A 16,062-nucleotide genomic window follows, 5' to 3' on the forward strand; every position below is an offset into this window, starting at 1 on the left:
TGCCGCGCCCGAGCTCGCCTCGGGCGATCAGGGGATCGAGAACTCCCGCACCACGCGGAGGATGCCCTCGCCGTAGCTCGAGATCTTCGCCTGCCCCATGCCGCGCGCGAGCGCGAGGTCGTCGAGCGACACGGGCCGGATCCGGGCGATCTCCCGGAGCGTCCGGTCGTGCGCGATGACGTAGGCGGGCAGCGACTTCTCCTTGGCGAGCGCGGCCCGGTGGGAGCGGAGCGCCTCGAACAGCGGAACATCCCGCTCCTCCAGCTCGGCCCCGGGCGCCTCCTGCGCGGGCGAGGCGGCTCCGGGAGCGGTCGGATCGAGGGGCGCCGCGCGGCGCAGCGGTCTGCGGCGCGCGGCGGGGAGCGGGAGCCGCACCCGGGTGGGCACCTCTCCACGCATCACGCGCCAGCCCGCCGGCGTGATCAGGGGGACGGGGAACTCGCCCGTCGTGAGGTCGATCCAGGCGCTGGCGAGCAGGACGCGCAGGATCGACATGGCCTCGTCGTGGCTCTTCCCCTCGAGGACGCCGAAGGTGGAGAGCCGATCGAGCCCCATGCGGCGGACGCGCTCGTTCGACTCGCCGATGAGCATCGACGCGATCGCCTGCATCCCGGCGCCGCCCTTCACCCGCGCGACGCCGGCGAGCGCGCGGCGCACGAGATCGTTGTCGCGGGCGAGCGCCGCCGGGTCGCTCGCCTCGAGGGCGTCGACCTCGAGGCAGACGTCGCAGTGGCCGCAGCCGCCGAGCGACTCGGCCTCGTCGCCGAAGTAGCGGAGGATGAAGTCGTGCCGGCACGTCGCGGCGTCGAGGTAGCGGAGCAGCTCGCGGAAGAGCCCCCACGCGCGCGCGGCGTCGTCGGCGTTCGCCTCGGCGCCGCCGTCGCCGAGCTGGCAGAGCCGGCGGCGCAGCGCGATGTCCGCGGGCGCGAACAAGAGGAGGCCGCGGGCCGGGTCGCCGTCGCGGCCGGCGCGGCCGACCTCCTGGTAATAGGCCTCGATCGACGACGGCGGCTGGGCGTGCACGACGAGGCGCACGTCGGGGCGGTCGATGCCCATGCCGAAGGCGTTCGTGGCCACGACCACCGAGAGGCTGCGATCGGCGAACCCGGCCGACAGGCGCGCGCGCGACTCGGGGGCGAGGCCGGCGTGGTAGGCCTCGGCGTTCCAGCCGGCGTCGCGGAGCGCCTCGGCGAGGCGCTCCGCCCCCTTGCGGGTGGCGGCGTAGACGATGCCCGCGCCGCGGGGCCGCCCGGGGTCGCCGAGGGCGTCCAGGAGCGCGCGCGCCGTGCGGCGACCGGCCTCGCGCGGGCCGTCCACCGCGGCGACCTGCAGGTGGAGGTTGGGCCGGGCGAAGCCGCGCAGGATGACCTTGGGCGGCGGCCCTTCGGGCCCGTGCCCGCCCGCGGCGCCGCCGTCGTCGCCGTCGGACGGGCGCAGCGGCCAGCCGAGCCGCCGGATGATCTCGTCGCGCGCGTCGGGGGTCGCGGTCGCGGTGCAGGCGAGGACCCGGGGCGGGTGGAGCCGCGCGATCGCGGCGCCGATGCGCAGGTAGTCGGGCCGGAAGTCGTGCCCCCACTGGACGATGCAGTGCGCCTCGTCGACGGCGACCAGCGAGAGCCGGCTCGCGGCGAGCGCCTCGAGGAAGCCGTCGAGGGCGAGGCGCTCGGGCGCGGCGTAGACGAGCTTGTACTCGCCGCGGCGGAGGGCGCCGAGGCGCCGGCCGTTCTCCTCGCGCGAGAGGCTGGAGGCGATGAACGTCGCGGGGATGCCCCGCGCCTCGAGCGCGCGCACCTGATCTTCCATCAGGGAGATGAGCGGGCTCAGGACGAGCGTCGTGCCGGGCAGGGCGACGGCCGGGAGCTGGTAGCAGAGCGACTTGCCGCCGCCGGTCGGCGCGACGACGAGGACGCGGCCCGCGCCCCCGAGCAGGGCGTCGATCGCCTCGCGCTGCCACGGCCGGAACGCGGCGATGCCGAACCGGTCCGCGAGCACGGCGTCGATCGACGGGGGCGGGTCTTCCGGGGGGCGCAGCAGGGAGGAGGCGAGGCGCTCGGTCACGGTCGGCAAGGGGGGCTCGGCGAAGACCATGGTGGCGGCGTCGAGCGAGCGCCGTGCCCGCCGCGAGCCGTAGCACTTCCGCGCGCTTGCGTCGCGCCGGGGGTGGCGGCGCCATGGCGGCGCGGGGGTCGCCCAGCGGGCCGGCCGATCAGGCCTGGACGACGCCGATGCCCTTGGCGAGCGTTTCCATGTCGTCGAAGTGATAGACGTGGCGGCCGGGGCTGCCCTTGAGCGCGGCCGCGACCATCGCGCCGGCGACGGTCCTCGCGTCGATCGGGCGGTACCTGCGGAGGCCGCCCTTCATCGTGAAGCGGAGCGTCTGCGCCGCCGCGACGCCGATGGCCTCGCCCTTCCTGACCTCGCCCCGCTCTCCGAGGAGCAGGCTCGGGCGCAGGACGTGGACCGACGCGAAGCTCGCGCCCGAGAGCTCCTGCTCGAGCTCGCCCTTCACGCGCAGGTAGAAGCTTGTCGAGCGCGGATCGGCGCCCACGGAGGAGACCAGGATGAGCTGCTTCACCCCCGCCTTCTCGGCGAGCCTGGCGACGGTGATCGGGTAACGATAGTCGATCTGGTGGAAGGCCTCTTCGGAGCCGGCCTTGGCGATGGTCGTCCCGAGCGCACAGAACACGTCGGTCACGCCGGCGAAGTCCGCGCCGTCCAGCTGCTCGAAGTCGACGATGCGCTGGGAGAGCCGCGGATCCTCGATCGGGGCCGGGCGGCGTAGCAGGGCGACGACCCGCGCGTACGCGGGCTGCTGCACGAGGAGGCGCAGGCAGTGGCCGCCGACCAGGCCCGTTCCTCCCACGATGAGAGCTGTCTTGTCGACCGTCATGGATTCCATGTTCCTGCGGAATCACCCGCGGAGAGCGCCGCCGCCGGGATCCGCAGCCGTACCCCGCAGAATAGCCCAAGCGGCGCGCGAACCCTAGTGGCCGGCTGCGCGCGCCCGGAGCGGGCGGCCGGTGCGGACCGCCCACGGTTCCTTCACCGGTGTGTGCGGGCTCTACATCGCCGTGGCCGGTCGCCCTCTGCCGGGGTGGACTGCCCACCAGGACGGAACACGCCGAGGAGATGCGCTGGCGTACGCTGGGTGGCGTCGGCGCGGTGACGCGCAGAGGGCCCGAGGGGCGCGGTGACGCGCAGAGGGCCCGAGGGGCGCGGGGCCGGCGAGGCCCCGCGGCGCGCTGCTCACGTCAGCGGGGCGGGGGCGGCCTTCTGCGCGAGCCTCGCGCGCTGGGCGTGGAAGGCCTCGATCGCCATCGGGATGACCTGCTCCCGATGCTTGGGCACCATGTCGTTCGGCAGCTGCTCGACGGGCCACCAGGCGCCGGTGGCCGGGACCTCGGCGAGCTTCGCCTGGTGGACCCGGGAGAGCATCCAGCCGCGCGCGGCGGCCGAGAAGTAGTCGCCGACGAACGTGAAGTCGGAGATCGTCATCCCGACCCGATGGAGGACGTGCTCGGGCTGCTCGCCCGGCGACAGGACGCTCCCGGGGCAGCACCACTGTCCGGGGCCCGACTCCGACGCTCCTCGCCGGGTCAAGAGCACCTCGAGCGCGCCAGAGTCCGCGTTCCTTCGGAGGCACACGGCGTCCGCGGCGAGGTGGATGGGGAGCCGGGAGATGGCGTTGATGAGCGAGCTGCCGAGCGGCTCCCTTGGATCGATGTGCCCGAGCAGCCAGCCGGCCATGGTCCGGATGAGCCTCATCGCGGCACCCTCCGCGAGGGCGCGCCGTGCGACCGCTGGCTCATCGCCGCGCGAGGCGCGCGCAGGCGAGCGCGGCGGTGCTGTTCAGGGCTGGACGTCGTACCAGAGCCGTTCTTCGTGCCGCTATCCGAGCGGCGCGGTTCGTTCGATGGGATCGCGTGTCGAGTTGGATCTAGCATAGGGGGTTGCTGCGTTGGTTGCTTGTGCGTTGTCGCGTCACGTTGTGCGGGTTCAGATCTTCATCTCGTCTCTCCTGAGATGTCGGACCACGCCGACGACGTTCAGAAGTCTATAATATCCTTTGTTTCTTTATCGTTTCATTCACGCAGCCCGCGCGTGAATCGTCCTCTCGCGTTGTTGTTTGCGTTGTTGTTTGCGTTGTTGCTTGCGTTGTTGCTTGCGTTGTTGCTTGCGTGTTTCGCCGGCCCCTCACGCGGGTGTTCTGGCGTCGAGCGCGAGAGTCGTCGGTGCCCGGAGGGCGCGGGCGAGCGCGCATGGGCTCGCCGAAACACAGATGTCACCGGGATGTCAGGGGGGCAGTCGCCGCGTCTGCTGCGCTGGCCCGCCGCGCTCGTCGTCCTCGGTCACCTCCGCCTCGACGTCGATGACCGGGCCTGACGCCGGCCACGCCGGTCGCTCGCGGGGCGCGCCGGGGCGCTGCGCGGTGCGCCCGCCGAACGGCCCGCCGCCGAAGTCGATGACCCTCATGGTGAAGAACGCCCCGTTGCCCGGGCCGCCCCCGCCGAGGCCGGCGGCGCTCGCCGCGGCCGCGGCGCTCGCCGCGGCCACCCGCCGCTCGAACCGCTCGCGCACGGCCGCGGCGAGCCGGCGGCGCACGGGCGGGACCAGGAGCAGGAGCCCGGCCACATCGGTCAGCACCCCCGGCGTGACGAGCAGCGCCGCGCCGAGGAGCACGAGCAGGCCTCCGGCGAGCCCCTCGTCCGGGACGCGGCCCTCGGCCATCGCGCCCCGCCAGGAAGCGAGCACCTTGAGCCCCTCGTGCTTCGCGAGCGCGACCCCGAGGATCGCCGTTCCGAGCGCGAGCGCCACGGTCGGCCAGAAGCCGATGACGTCGCCGATCGACAGGAGCAGCCAGAACTCCAGGATCGGGACCGCCGTGAAGAGCAGGATGAGCTTGCCCATGACCCCTCGTCTAGCGCCGCCCGTCGCGCCGCGCACGTGCAGGACCGCGCGCCGCGCGCTGCCGCGTGCCGCCGTGCGCCGCCGCCGGCCGGCCGCGGCCGGCTGCTCCGCCGCGGATCCCGCGCCGGAGTACCGGCCGCGGTGAGAGTGCGCTAAGACCGCCTGCCCCGGAGAAATCCATGACGACTGTCCCCGTGGAGCAGGAAAAAGTGGAGGCGTGCCGCGCGTTTGCCGCCGACATCGCCGACGAGGTGCAGCGCTTCATCGACCGCCACACAACGGTCGGCGTCGAGCGCACCGTGGCCCGCGCCTACGGCGTGGTCGGCGCCGACGCGGAGGGGACGCCGCTCGCCAACGCGCTCGTCGATCGCATCCACAAGGCGGGGCAGGTCGGCCGCGGGGTCGCGTACCACCTCGGCCGGGCGCTCTGCGAGGGCGCCGCCTCGGTGCAGGAGGCCGCCGAGATGCTGGCGTTCAGCGAGGCGGTCGACTTCGGCCCGGGCCCGTCCGTGGCCGAGGCGCGCGGCGCGATCGAGGCGGCGACGCGGGAGGCGATCGCCCGGATCGACAGCGCCCGCGACGAGCGCGAGGCCAACAAGGCGGCGCACCGGGTCGGCACGGCGCCGCTCAAGTACGTCATCGTCGCGACCGGCAACATCTACGACGACGCCGTCCAGGCCAAGGCCGCCGGCTTCGCCGGCGCCGACATCGTCGCCGTGATCCGCGCGACCGCCCAGTCGCTCCTCGACTACGTCCCGGAGGGGCCGACCACCGAGGGGTACGGCGGCACGTACGCGACCCAGGAGAACTTCAGGATCATCCGCCGCGCCGCCGACGAGGCGACCCGCGACACCGGCACCTACCTCGCGCAGACGAACTACTCGTCCGGCCTGTGCATGAGCGAGATCGCCTGGATGGCGGCGGTCGAGCGGCTCGACATGCTGCTCAACGACGCGATGTACGGGATCTTGTTCCGCGACATCAACATGCAGCGGACGTTCATCGATCAGTACTTCTCCCGCAGGATCATCGCGCGGAGCGGCATCGTCATCAACACGGGAGAGGACAACTACCTCACGACCGCCGACGCCGTCGAGAAGGCCCATACGGTGCTCGCGTCGCAGTTCATCAACGAGGCGTTCGCCCGGCGCGCGGGCCTCCGTGAGGAGCTGATGGGCCTCGGCCACGCCTTCGAGATCAACCCCTGGCTCGAGGACAGCCTCCTCTTCGAGCTCGCCCAGGCCCAGCTCGTCCGGCAGATCTTCGATCGGCACCCGATCAAGTGGATGCCGCCCACGAAATTCAAGACAGGCGACATCTTCCACAGCCACGTCCATGACGCCATGTTCAACCTGGTCGGGATCACGACCGGCCAGTCGATCGCGCTGCTCGGGATGTTCAGCGAGGCCGTCCACACGCCGCTCCTCATGGACCGGTATCTCTCGCTGAAGAGCGCCCGTTACATCTTCACGGCGGCGCGGCACCTCGGCGACGAGATCCAGTGGAAGCCGGGCGGCATCGTCGAGTCGCGCGCCCGCGAGGTCCTCGACAAGGCGCACGCGCTCCTGCGCGAGGTCGAGCGGGAGACCCTCTGGGACGCGATCGGGCGCGGCGCGTTCGGCGACGTCAAGCGCACGCGCACCGGAGGGAAGGGGTACTCGGGGGTCGTGGCCCGGCACCCGGACTACCTGAATCCGATCCTCGAGGTGCTGGAGCGATCGTCGTCGTAGTCCATGGCCCGGAGGGCCGGCGTGCGACCCCGCGCGATCGGGTACGATGCCCGGCCGGACGGGGGCCGACCCCCGGAAAATCGGGCAGGAGGCCAGGCAGGAGGGGGCAACCCCCGGAGGATCAGGCAGCCCGACTTGCCGCAGTCGTGCTCGCCCGGCGGCCGCGGCGGCAGGCTGCCAGCGCGGCGGTGAGCCCTCGTTCGCCTTGAAATCGCCCTCTCTGGCGCCCTGGCGCCCGCTTCAAGGCTTGAAATGGCCAACTCGGCCGCCCAGCCGGCGCTTTCAAGGCTTGAAATGGCCAACTCGGCCGCCCGGCCGGCGCTTTCAAGGCTTGATCTGCCCCGCTGGCCCACCGAGTCGGCCGTCTCACGCCTTGAAATAGCCGACTCGGCCCCCGAGTCGCCCGCTGCAACGCTTGCATCAAGCGTTGCAGCGGGCCGCAGGCGATGTGCCCGACCGCGGCGGTGAGCTTCGTGATCCGCCGGCGCGCGAGGGAGCTCGGCGCCATGCCGTGATGCCGTGCAAGAGGAGGCGGAGCATTCCGGACGAACCACCAGAATTGCCTGACAGTTGAGCTGTTTTCCTCGTTCTCTACCAGGCCAAGGCGGCTTGACCGCATGGAGCCTCACACGTAGTGTGAGGTGCGCCGCCGGAGGCGACGAACACGCCGTTCAATCCGCCTTCCGGCTGGGATGGACGCTGCATCTCGCCGGGCACCGTGCCGTCATCGCGGGTAGGATCGATCTGGATCGGGCCGGTGAGCGAGTCGTCCTGCGAGCCCAGCGTTTTCGATGCACCCCCGGTCCCGGAGGGGCCTTCCCAGGTCGCGGTCGCGTGTGCCGGCAGCGTGATCGATAACTACCACCACTGCGGGAAGTCGGACACGGAAGCGAACCGCCAAGGCGCCAAGGGCGCCAAGAAACCAGGGAAATGAGAGGGGAAAACGCCGGGACGGCACGTCCTCTCTCTCCTTGGCGACCTTGGCGCCATGGCGGTTTTTCTGCCGATCCGGGGCAACTTCCCGCAGTAGTGCTACTGCCCGAGCTTCGTTGATTCGTGCATGGTGAACCAGCAGGAGGCCCATGTGCCCCCGGAGTGGCGCTACTGCACTATCGCGCTAGTCCCAGGTGTCCGGGACTGCGAGGCGCCTGCCTCACCGGGCGATCCACCGCAGTTCTCGGAGAGGTTCCTCTTCTATGAACGCGATTTGTCCGACCCTCGAAACTGCGAGCCGTGCAGCTGCGTGACCACGACACCGGGCCGGTGCGAGGTGCGGGTGAGCGCCTATGCGGACCGCGCGTGCAGCGACAGCGCGCTCATCGGGACCGCGGAGGTGGCCGGCGGCGAGGGGGACGCCTGCTTGCACGTCGAGCCCGGGCCGGCGCTCGGCAGCCTCAGCGCGGAATGGGAAGTGAGCGAGTTGCCAGACTGCACGCCGTTCGGCGGGGCACCGCACCCGATCACCGTCTGCTGCCTGCCGGAGCCCGAAGAATGACGATGCGGTGTGTGGCGGCGCCGGGAGCGTTCTCCTCCCGGCGGGGATGAGCCTGAGCGCCTCCGTCTTCGGCCGGTGGAGCTTCAAAGACGACGCGACGGAAGCTCGAGTGATCACGCGCATCAGCTGGGCGGAAATGCCTGATTTCGTCAGGAGAGCCCTGGAATACGGTGGCGCTTCGGATCGCCGATGACCTATCGGCCGCGGCGCCGCGGACGAGCTCCCGCGCGGTTGCCAGGACAAACACGCGAGTCCCGCCTGCCGGCGGCGAGGCGCAGTACCGGACCGCCGCGGAGTGATGTACACCATGGGCTCCATGACACAGCGAAACATCCTGCGTGCGTATGGCGATCGCGAGGGCGACGGGATGGTCCAGATGTCGTTCACCCTGCGCATCCTGCCGGGCGACCGGGCGCGCGAGGCGGCGAAGCGCTTCGCCGAGGCGCACGGCCTGCGCGATCCGCTGGTCACGGCCATGGAGCAGGTCAGCCGGGAGCACACCTATTTCGTCGTCTACGGCCACTCCCAGCACGGTGTCGACACCTCGGACATCGAGGTGGAGGAGCTCGCGGCCCAGCCGCTCACGCGCGACCAGATCGAGGAGCAGGCGAAGAAGCTCGGCCGCAAGATCGTCGTCGTGGGCGCCTGCACCGGCAGCGACGCGCACACCGTGGGTATCGACGCGATCCTGAACTACAAGGGCTTTGCCGGAGAGAAGGGCCTCGAGAGCTTCAAGTGCTTCGACGCCCACAACCTCGGCGCGCAGGTCGAGAACGCCGAGCTCTGCGAGAAGGCCAAGGCGCTCGGCGCCGACGCCATCCTCGTGTCGCAGGTGATCACGCAGCGGAACTGCCACAAGGAGAACGCGGCGGCGCTCGTCGAGCTGGCGGCGCGCCAGGGCTTCCGGGACAAGGTGATCCTGCTCCTCGGCGGTCCGCGCATCGACAACAACCTCGCCGTCGAGCTCGGCTTCGACGCCGGCTTCGGCCCCGGCACGAAGCCGATCACCGTGGCGTCGTTCCTTGTCGAGCGCCTGGTGGGCAGGGTCTAGCGATCAGGCGACGAGCAGGTGGTAGGCGGCCGAGAGCTCGGCGAACTGCGCGGTGCGCTGGGCGCGCTCGCCGGGCTGCGCGGCGCCGCGGTCGGGGTGCAGGACCGCGGCCAGGCGGCGGAAGGTGCGGCGGATCTCGGCCTCGGTCGCGCCCTCGCGCAGACCGAGCACCTCGAGCGCCCGGCGGCGCGGCTCGTCCAGCCGGACGGCGCGCGGGGACGCGCTCGACGGCGCGCCGCGCGGGGGCGCGCTCGACGGTGCGCCGCGCGGGGGCGCGCTCGACGGCGCGCCGCGCGGGGGCGCGCTCGACGGCCCGCCGCGCGCGCCGCCCGCGACGCGCCGGTGACGGTCGCGCGCGCGCGGGCGGCCGTGGAGGAAATCGCTCGGCGCGAGCGGGCCGGTCTGTCGGAGCGCCCCGGCGAGCGGCCTCGCCGTGTGAAAGCAGATGGTCGCCTCCTCGATGGCGAAGAGCGCCTCGAGGCGGGCGCGGAGCTGGATCTGGAGCGCGCGCTCGACCGCGCTCTCCGGGATGAGCCCCGCGGCCACGAGCACCTCGCCGGTCCGGCGCCCCCGGTGCGCGGCGACGAGCGCGGCGAGCCGCTGGATCGACGGCTCGGGCGCCGAGCCCTCCCGCGCGAGGATCTCGCCGAGGCGGGGCACCCGGAGCGGCGTCTCGACGGCCGTCACCAGGCCGGAGAAGAGCTGGATCCGGTGCTGGCGACCGGGCACCGTGGAGCCGCTCGGCGTCCTGAGCTCGCAGAGCTCCAGGAGCCCGGTGGTCCTCTCGCGGTGCAGCGCGCCGAGCAGGTCTCCCAGGGTCGACGTGGAAAGGCGGCTGGGCAGTTGCATCGAATGCGGCGTTATCATCGCCGCGCGCGATCGGGCAAAGAAGCCGCGCCCGCGCGCGGGCAGGCGGCGAGCGCGCGCGGACGCGGCCGGAAGGGCGCGCGCGGGCAGGCGGGCAGGCAGGCAGGCAGACGAGCGCGCGCCCCCTGGCACGCACGAATGTGCGCCCGGATCGCGGCCCGCTGTGCGAAGCTCCGCCCGAAAACGGCCCGGCGCGGCGCGCCGGCGCGCGGATCAGGAGGAATCTGCGATGGGCTTGCTCGACGGAAAGGTCGCGATCATCACGGGAGCCGGCGGCGGGATCGGCCGCGAGGAAGCGCTGCTCTTCGCCCGGGAGGGCGCGAAGGTCGTCGTCAACGACCTCGGCGGCGCGCGCGACGGATCGGGCTCGAGCGACGCCTTGGCGGCGCAGGTCACCGAGGAGATCCGGGCCGCGGGCGGGCAGGCCGCGCCGAGCTTCGACAACGTGGCGACCCCCGAGGGCGCGGCGAGGATCGTGAAGACCGCCGTCGACGCGTTCGGCAGGGTCGACATCCTTGTGAACAACGCGGGGATCCTCCGCGACAAGACGCTCCTCAAGATGGATGAGGGGATGTGGGACGCCGTCATCACCGTTCACCTGAAGGGGACGTTCCTGTGCACGCAGGCCGCCGCGAAGCAGATGGTCGCGCAGGGCGAGGGAGGGCGGATCGTCAACACCACGAGCGTCTCGGGGATGCTCGGCAACTTCGGACAGGCCAACTACGCGGCTGCCAAGGCCGGCATCTACGGGCTCACCCGCACCGCCGCGATCGAGCTGCAGAAGCAGCGGATCACCGTCAATGCGGTCGCGCCCATCGCCAAGACCCGCATGACCGAGGATCTGCCCATGTTCCAGTCGGCCGGCGACACCCTCACGCCGGCGCACGTCGCGCCCGCGGCGCTGTTCCTCGCCTCCAACCTGTGCGCCGACCGGACGGGCAACGTCCTCGCCGTCGCCGGTGCGCAGATGTACATTTACAAGGTCGTTCAGAGCCCCGGAAAGTTCAAGGACGAGGGCGCTGTCTGGACGGCGCAGGAGATCGCCGATCACTGGGACGCGATCAACAAGCTCTGATCGCAGCGCCGGCGAGGGCGCCGCGTCGACGGCCGGCGGCGCCGCCTCGAGCGCGCCGCCCAGGGCTGCTCCCAGCGGGCCGCGCGCTTCACGTGGCGCGCGGCGGACGCGGCAGAAGCGAGGGCTCGGCGCGCGGCGACCGTTGCTGCGCTGATCCCCGGATGCTAGGTTCGAGGCGCTTTCGGGGTGCGATTGGCGCATCGACGTACTGTTCGAGCAGGTCGTTCACGCGGAGTCTGGAGGTGCCACCGGTGACCGTCGTTCGCTGCTGTTCCGGCTGCGCCTCCTCGCGCGGTACGGCCTCTGCAGCGCGGAGGCGCTGAGCACCATGTCGCGCGACGCCCACATCCCGCTCGCCCTGTGGATCTGCGCGGCGATCGTGGCGCACATGGCGGGCGGCGGGGGCGCGGTCGAGGTGGCGCAGGTCATCGAGGATCGGGCGCAGCTCCGCCGGATGGTCCACGCGGTGCGGGAGGGCCTCCGTCCGGGCGATACGACGTTCGAGGTGCTGACCGACGGCATGGCGACGACGCCGCCTCCCGCCCCGCTTGCGCCGCCGGAGCGATCGCCGGACGGCGACCCGGACAAGGACGCGCCGACCGATCCGCAGCAGGAGCCCGAGCCGGCCAAGGCGGAGAAGAAGAAGCCGCCGAAGCCCGAGCCGCCGCGCCAGGCGAAGGCGCCTCCGCCCGCGCCGCCGAAGCCGGAGCCGCCCAAGGAAGAGGTGGCCAAGGTCGTGCCGGTCCAGCCGGTGCCGCCGCCGCCGCTGCCGCCGGCGGATCGGCGGATCGCCGTCCGCCAGCACGTCGAGAAGGACCAGGAGGACAACCCCGAGGCGGACCGGATCGCGGACGACGCCAACAAGGTCGCCGAGGAGACCATGGCGCAGATCCGCTCGAAGGATCAGGACGATCCCACGCCGACGCCCGGGAGCCCGACCGGCCCGAGGGGGCCGAAGGACACGGTCGGCGACAGCGACCACGATCACAGCGGCCACAGCGAGGAGCGCGCCGGCAACGAGAAGAACGCGCCCGGCGAGAAGAACCCCGACAGCGAGAGCGCGGAGCACCACAGCCCGGCGTCCCCGGCGCAGGCAGCGCAGGCCTCTCGAGCGGCGCCGCCCGCGAGCGTCCCGGGCGCGAGCGGCGGCGGTCGCGTGGCGCAGGCGCCCCCCGGCGTGCCGGCGCCGGAGAAGGGCGCCGCGGGCGGCTCCGGGCCGGCGTCGCCCGAGGTCGTCGACAACCCGCGCGCGGGCTACACCCTCAACCCGGCGAACCCGGGCGGCGACGGCAAGAGCCGCGTCGCCGGAAAGAAGGCGACGCCGCAGCCCTACCAGAGCCCGGTCCGCGTCGGCTCGATCGGCCTCGGCGCTCCAGGGCTCCCCGGCGGGCCCAACCTCAACCTGAACATGGCCGGCGTGCAGGCGGCCGTGGGCAACGAGAAGCTCAGGGCGGAACGGGCTTCGGACGGCGCGTCCCGCAAGAGCGCGCACCGGGGCTCGTGGGAGACGACGGACAAGTGGAAGAAGTGGCGCGCCGCGATCGAGAACTACGACCCCTCGGTCAAGCCTGGCAACCAGACGTCCCTCAACGCCGCGCGGGTGCCGTTCGCGACGTACATCAACATGATCCACAACCGGCTCCACCCGATCTTCGCGGAGGAGTTCCTGGCGTCGCTCGAGAGCCTGCACTCGGGGCACGCGTTCAACCAGAACCGGGTGACGCACCTGGAGATCGTGCTGAACAAGGACAGCGGCAGCATCGTGCGCCTCGGGGTCACGAGGCCGAGCGGGATGACGGCGTTCGACATGGTCGCGCTCAACTCGGTGCACCGCGCGTCACCGTTCGGAAAGGCGCCGGACGCGATCGTCTCGCCCGACGGCAACGTGTACCTGCACTGGGAGTTCCACCGGGATCCGTACGACGCGTGCTCCACCCGCAACGCGCGGCCCTTCCTGCTGAAGGCGCCGTCCGATGCCGCCCCGGTCGAGCCGGCGCCGGTGCGCAGGGCGCCGCGGCCCGTCCCGGGCGACGAGCAGATGCGGGCGCCGCCTGGACCGCTGCTCCCGCTCCGGCGTTAGGTCCCGGCTCTGCACAGGGACCGCGGCGATGTATTCTCGGCGGCATGTCGAAGGATTCCGACGCGGCCGTTCAAGTGACCATCGCGCGCATCGAGGCGGCGCTCGCGGATTCCCCGGCGTTCACCCGGATCGAGCCGCAGTTCTACGTCGTCCGCCAGGGGACCGCGTACGTGTACCTTCATGTCCTGCCCTGGGCGCCGGATCGCGCGCTCGTGCGCCTCGTCGCGCAGCTCGCCCGCGGCGTCGAGATGACGCCGGATCTCGCGATGAAGCTGCTCCGCCTGAACGCGCGCATCCGCTTCGGCGCCTTCGGCTACGTCGCGCAGGGTTCGTGTGTGGTCATCGTTCACACGCTCCTCGGCGGCGAGACGCTCGACGCCGACGAGATCCTTGTCGCCCTCCGGGACCTGTCGGTGCTCGCCGATGAGTACGACGACCGCATCGTCGAGGAGGCCGGCGGTCAGCGGATGCAGGACCTGATCGACGCCTCGGCGACCGCTGCGGTCTTCACCGATCTCGACGCCCCCCGCGCCTGGGACAAGGGCTGAGCGACGGGCGCTCTTCTTCATGCTCCTCAACATCGATCTTCCCCCCGAAGCCCCTCCTCCCTCCGCCGCACCGGACGCCGCCGGCTCGCCCCGTCGCGAGGACGGCGGCGACGCTCCGCCCGCCGAACGGCGGTCGTCCGCCGCCGAGCGCCCGCCGCTCGCCGGCCTGCCCGTGCTCCGGCTGATCCGGCCGCTCGCCGTGCTCGCCCTGCTCGCGATGCTCCTCGGCCGCATGCTCGCGCCCGCGATGGTCGGCCTGGCGGTGGGCATCGAGCGCGCCGCGCACGCGGTCGAGCTCGCCGGCGCCGGCGCGTCGCAGCTCTTCGCGATCGGCGCGATCGTGGTCGCGATGGCGCTGATCGGCGCGGTCGTGCGGAGCCGCGTCCCGTACGCGCTGAGGATCGCGGCGATCGTCGCGGGCAGCTTCGTCATCCTCGTCGTCCTGCACGCGACCGCGGGGCGCGTGCCCGACCTCTTCGCCGCGCTGATCGGCGTGAGCGCGGCGATCCTCGCGCTCGGCAGCGCCTGGGAGGCGCTCCGCGTCCCGTTCATGCGGCCGGTCGCGGCGGCGCTCGGGCTCGTCGGCGCCTCCGCGCTCGTGCGGCTCACCGGCGTCCTCCTCGCCGTCGTGGCGAACGACCGCGGCTCGAAGGCGCTCGCCAGCGCGACGAGCTCCGTGGCGACGGCCGCGTTCGCGCTCGACGCGCTGGCCGTCCTCGTGGCGACGGTCGCGCTCGGCGCGCGCCGCGAGGCGCGACCGCGCGACGCCGAGCAGCCGCGGCCGCGCCTCGTCAGCCCGCTCTCGCTCGCGGCGCTCGCCTCGTCGCTGCTCGTCACCCGCGCGGCGCTCGCGGGCGCCGCCGACGACGCGTCGATGCTCGAGGCGCTCATCCGCCGCGCGCTCGACCGGCTGCTCACGCGCCCCGCTCCGGTCGTGCCGCTCTCGATGCAGCTGTTCGCCGCCGCGCTCTCGGTGGTGGTCGTCGCGCTCGCGCTCATCGCGCCGCCGCGGCTGCCGGTCCTGGGCGGCGCGCTCGCGCTGCTGCTCGTCGCGCGCAGCGCCCCGGAGGTGCCGCTCAACGCGCTGTCGCTGGTGATCGCCGCCCTCTGCGTCGCGCTCGCCGCGCGCGACGAGCGCGGCTTCTGGGCGGCCGTGCTCGCGACCGAGCGCGAGGGCGCCGCGAGCGCCTCCCGGGCGCCGGAAAACCGGACATCACCGGGGGCGCGTCAGGTTGACGCGAGCGACGACACTCGTTAAGCACGCCCTCGCCGCGCGGACGATCCGCGCGCAGCGTTCCACCTGCTGCTCGCCGCCGGGGCGCGGTGCGGGAGCCATCCGGTCCCGCCGGTCTCTCCTTCACCGGACCCGGCGGGGCGCGACCCAGGCTCGCGAGGCGCGCCGCGGGGCACGGGAGAGTCCTCATGCATCGTCGCGATCTCGTCTCGCTGTCCGCTCTCGCGCTCGCCGCGCTGACGCTCGGCGCCGGGTGCCCCGAGGAGCCCGCGAGGCCCGCCGGCGGCACGGCGGCGACGTCCACGGCCGTCGCGCCGGCGGCCTCGGCCGAGAAGCCCAGCGCGGCGCCGCAGGCGGCTGATGCGCCGAAGACGACGGGACAGGCGGCCGCGCCCGAGGGCAAGGGGACGATCAAGGGGGTCGTCAAGCTCACCGGCAAGCCGGTCGAGATGAAGGTCCCGGCCGCGCGCAAGGACGCCCCGATCTGCCAGGACAAGGACGTCGTGTACAACGCCGTCGTCGTCAACGACGGCAAGCTCAAGGACACCTTCGTCCGCATCACGGTCGGGGGCGTGCAGGGCAGCTGGAAGGCGCCCGATGCCCACGCCGTGATCGACCAGAAGGACTGCATGTATGAGCCGCGCGTCCAGGGCGTGGTCTCCGGGCAGCAGGTCGACATCAAGAACAGCGACCGGACGCTGCACAACGTGCACTCCTACAAGGGCTCTGAGACGCTGTTCAACCAGGCGCAGCCGAGGGGCGCCGATCCGCTCACGAAGACGTGGAACGACGGCATCATCAAGCTCACCTGCGACATCCACCCGTGGATGCGCGGCTTTGTCGTGGTGACGGATCACCCGTTCTTTGCCGTGAGCGGCGATGACGGCTCCTTCACGATCGAGAAGGTCCCTGCCGGCAAGTACAAGCTCGAGGCGTGGCACTCCCACTATGGGCTGAAGACGGCCGATGTCACGGTCGCGGACGACGAGCCCGCCCAGGTCACGTTCACGTACGCCGGCACCGAGCCTGAGCCGGCGGAAAACAAGGACGAGCTCAAGGGCCTTTGGTGAGGTC

At 72.6% G+C, this 16,062-nt stretch carries 14 protein-coding genes; 9 read left to right on the forward strand and 5 right to left on the reverse strand.

What is annotated here, in order from left to right; all coding sequences use genetic code 11:
- Positions 1-27 precede the first annotated feature (27 nt).
- The 4 genes from WMF28_RS14035 to WMF28_RS14050 all read right to left on the reverse strand — a co-directional run bounded on the left by WMF28_RS14035 (position 28) and on the right by WMF28_RS14050 (position 4,908).
- Positions 28-2,088, reverse strand: coding sequence for a RecQ family ATP-dependent DNA helicase (locus WMF28_RS14035; RefSeq protein ID WP_437602712.1), 2,061 nt, complete (start codon positions 2,086-2,088; stop codon positions 28-30).
- 118 nt (positions 2,089-2,206) lie between these two features.
- Entirely contained in the window at positions 2,207-2,899 is a 693-nt protein-coding gene (locus WMF28_RS14040) for an oxidoreductase (RefSeq protein ID WP_437602714.1), read from the reverse strand.
- Between the two features lie 347 nt (positions 2,900-3,246).
- Positions 3,247-3,765: an NUDIX hydrolase gene (locus WMF28_RS14045; RefSeq protein WP_437602715.1), complete on the reverse strand. Its 519-nt coding sequence runs from the start codon at positions 3,763-3,765 to the stop codon at positions 3,247-3,249.
- Positions 3,766-4,293: 528 nt separating this feature from the next.
- Positions 4,294-4,908: an FxsA family protein gene (locus WMF28_RS14050; RefSeq protein WP_437602717.1), complete on the reverse strand. Its 615-nt coding sequence runs from the start codon at positions 4,906-4,908 to the stop codon at positions 4,294-4,296.
- On the opposite strand from WMF28_RS14050, the gene WMF28_RS14055 reads away from it, so the two are divergent.
- The 4 genes from WMF28_RS14055 to WMF28_RS14070 all read left to right on the forward strand — a co-directional run bounded on the left by WMF28_RS14055 (position 4,907) and on the right by WMF28_RS14070 (position 9,184).
- The gene (locus WMF28_RS14055) at positions 4,907-5,053 is read left to right on the forward strand and encodes a hypothetical protein (RefSeq protein WP_437602718.1); all 147 of its coding nucleotides are present in this window, start codon (positions 4,907-4,909) and stop codon (positions 5,051-5,053) included. The genes WMF28_RS14050 and WMF28_RS14055 overlap by 2 nt on opposite strands.
- A gap of 34 nt (positions 5,054-5,087) precedes the next feature.
- The gene (locus WMF28_RS14060; protein ID WP_437602719.1) at positions 5,088-6,638 is read left to right on the forward strand and encodes a lysine 5,6-aminomutase subunit alpha; all 1,551 of its coding nucleotides are present in this window, start codon (positions 5,088-5,090) and stop codon (positions 6,636-6,638) included.
- A gap of 1,243 nt (positions 6,639-7,881) precedes the next feature.
- On the forward strand, positions 7,882-8,133 hold the full coding sequence (locus tag WMF28_RS14065) for a hypothetical protein (RefSeq protein WP_437602720.1): 252 nt from the start codon (positions 7,882-7,884) through the stop codon (positions 8,131-8,133).
- Positions 8,134-8,449: 316 nt separating this feature from the next.
- Positions 8,450-9,184, forward strand: coding sequence for an OAM dimerization domain-containing protein (locus WMF28_RS14070; RefSeq protein WP_437602721.1), 735 nt, complete (start codon positions 8,450-8,452; stop codon positions 9,182-9,184).
- 3 nt (positions 9,185-9,187) lie between these two features.
- Here the strand turns inward: WMF28_RS14070 and WMF28_RS14075 are convergent, their stop codons facing one another.
- Entirely contained in the window at positions 9,188-10,033 is an 846-nt protein-coding gene (locus tag WMF28_RS14075) for a J domain-containing protein (RefSeq protein WP_437602722.1), read from the reverse strand.
- Between the two features lie 247 nt (positions 10,034-10,280).
- On the opposite strand from WMF28_RS14075, the gene WMF28_RS14080 reads away from it, so the two are divergent.
- From WMF28_RS14080 to WMF28_RS14100, 5 genes are all read left to right on the forward strand, one after another.
- Positions 10,281-11,126: an SDR family NAD(P)-dependent oxidoreductase gene (locus WMF28_RS14080; RefSeq protein ID WP_437491041.1), complete on the forward strand. Its 846-nt coding sequence runs from the start codon at positions 10,281-10,283 to the stop codon at positions 11,124-11,126.
- 328 nt (positions 11,127-11,454) lie between these two features.
- Positions 11,455-13,206 carry a hypothetical protein gene (locus tag WMF28_RS14085; RefSeq protein ID WP_437602723.1) on the forward strand — a complete coding sequence of 584 codons (1,752 nt, stop codon included), beginning with the start codon at positions 11,455-11,457 and terminating at the stop codon, positions 13,204-13,206.
- A gap of 44 nt (positions 13,207-13,250) precedes the next feature.
- Positions 13,251-13,754, forward strand: a complete 504-nt coding sequence (locus tag WMF28_RS14090; RefSeq protein WP_129575366.1) for a T3SS (YopN, CesT) and YbjN peptide-binding chaperone 1 — start codon at positions 13,251-13,253, stop codon at positions 13,752-13,754.
- A 19-nt stretch (positions 13,755-13,773) separates the two neighbouring features.
- On the forward strand, positions 13,774-15,012 hold the full coding sequence (locus tag WMF28_RS14095; RefSeq protein ID WP_437602724.1) for a hypothetical protein: 1,239 nt from the start codon (positions 13,774-13,776) through the stop codon (positions 15,010-15,012).
- 164 nt (positions 15,013-15,176) lie between these two features.
- A complete protein-coding gene (locus WMF28_RS14100) occupies positions 15,177-16,058 on the forward strand; it encodes a hypothetical protein (protein WP_437602725.1) in 882 nt (293 codons plus the stop codon).
- Positions 16,059-16,062 lie beyond the last annotated feature (4 nt).

Source organism: Sorangium sp. So ce590 (assembly GCF_051521365.1).
Classification (GTDB): Bacteria; Myxococcota_A; Polyangia; order Polyangiales; family Polyangiaceae; genus Sorangium.

Coding starts and splice junctions, on each gene's coding strand:
- WMF28_RS14075 (WP_437602722.1), bottom strand. CDS start 10,033: ATGCAACTGCCCAGCCGCCTTTCCACGTCGACCCTGGGAGACCTGCTC.
- WMF28_RS14085 (WP_437602723.1), top strand. CDS start 11,455: ATGTCGCGCGACGCCCACATCCCGCTCGCCCTGTGGATCTGCGCGGCG.
- WMF28_RS14090 (WP_129575366.1), top strand. CDS start 13,251: ATGTCGAAGGATTCCGACGCGGCCGTTCAAGTGACCATCGCGCGCATC.
- WMF28_RS14060 (WP_437602719.1), top strand. CDS start 5,088: ATGACGACTGTCCCCGTGGAGCAGGAAAAAGTGGAGGCGTGCCGCGCG.
- WMF28_RS14100 (WP_437602725.1), top strand. CDS start 15,177: ATGCATCGTCGCGATCTCGTCTCGCTGTCCGCTCTCGCGCTCGCCGCG.
- WMF28_RS14095 (WP_437602724.1), top strand. CDS start 13,774: ATGCTCCTCAACATCGATCTTCCCCCCGAAGCCCCTCCTCCCTCCGCC.
- WMF28_RS14055 (WP_437602718.1), top strand. CDS start 4,907: ATGACCCCTCGTCTAGCGCCGCCCGTCGCGCCGCGCACGTGCAGGACC.
- WMF28_RS14040 (WP_437602714.1), bottom strand. CDS start 2,899: ATGGAATCCATGACGGTCGACAAGACAGCTCTCATCGTGGGAGGAACG.
- WMF28_RS14080 (WP_437491041.1), top strand. CDS start 10,281: ATGGGCTTGCTCGACGGAAAGGTCGCGATCATCACGGGAGCCGGCGGC.
- WMF28_RS14045 (WP_437602715.1), bottom strand. CDS start 3,765: ATGAGGCTCATCCGGACCATGGCCGGCTGGCTGCTCGGGCACATCGAT.
- WMF28_RS14050 (WP_437602717.1), bottom strand. CDS start 4,908: ATGGGCAAGCTCATCCTGCTCTTCACGGCGGTCCCGATCCTGGAGTTC.
- WMF28_RS14070 (WP_437602721.1), top strand. CDS start 8,450: ATGACACAGCGAAACATCCTGCGTGCGTATGGCGATCGCGAGGGCGAC.
- WMF28_RS14035 (WP_437602712.1), bottom strand. CDS start 2,088: ATGGTCTTCGCCGAGCCCCCCTTGCCGACCGTGACCGAGCGCCTCGCC.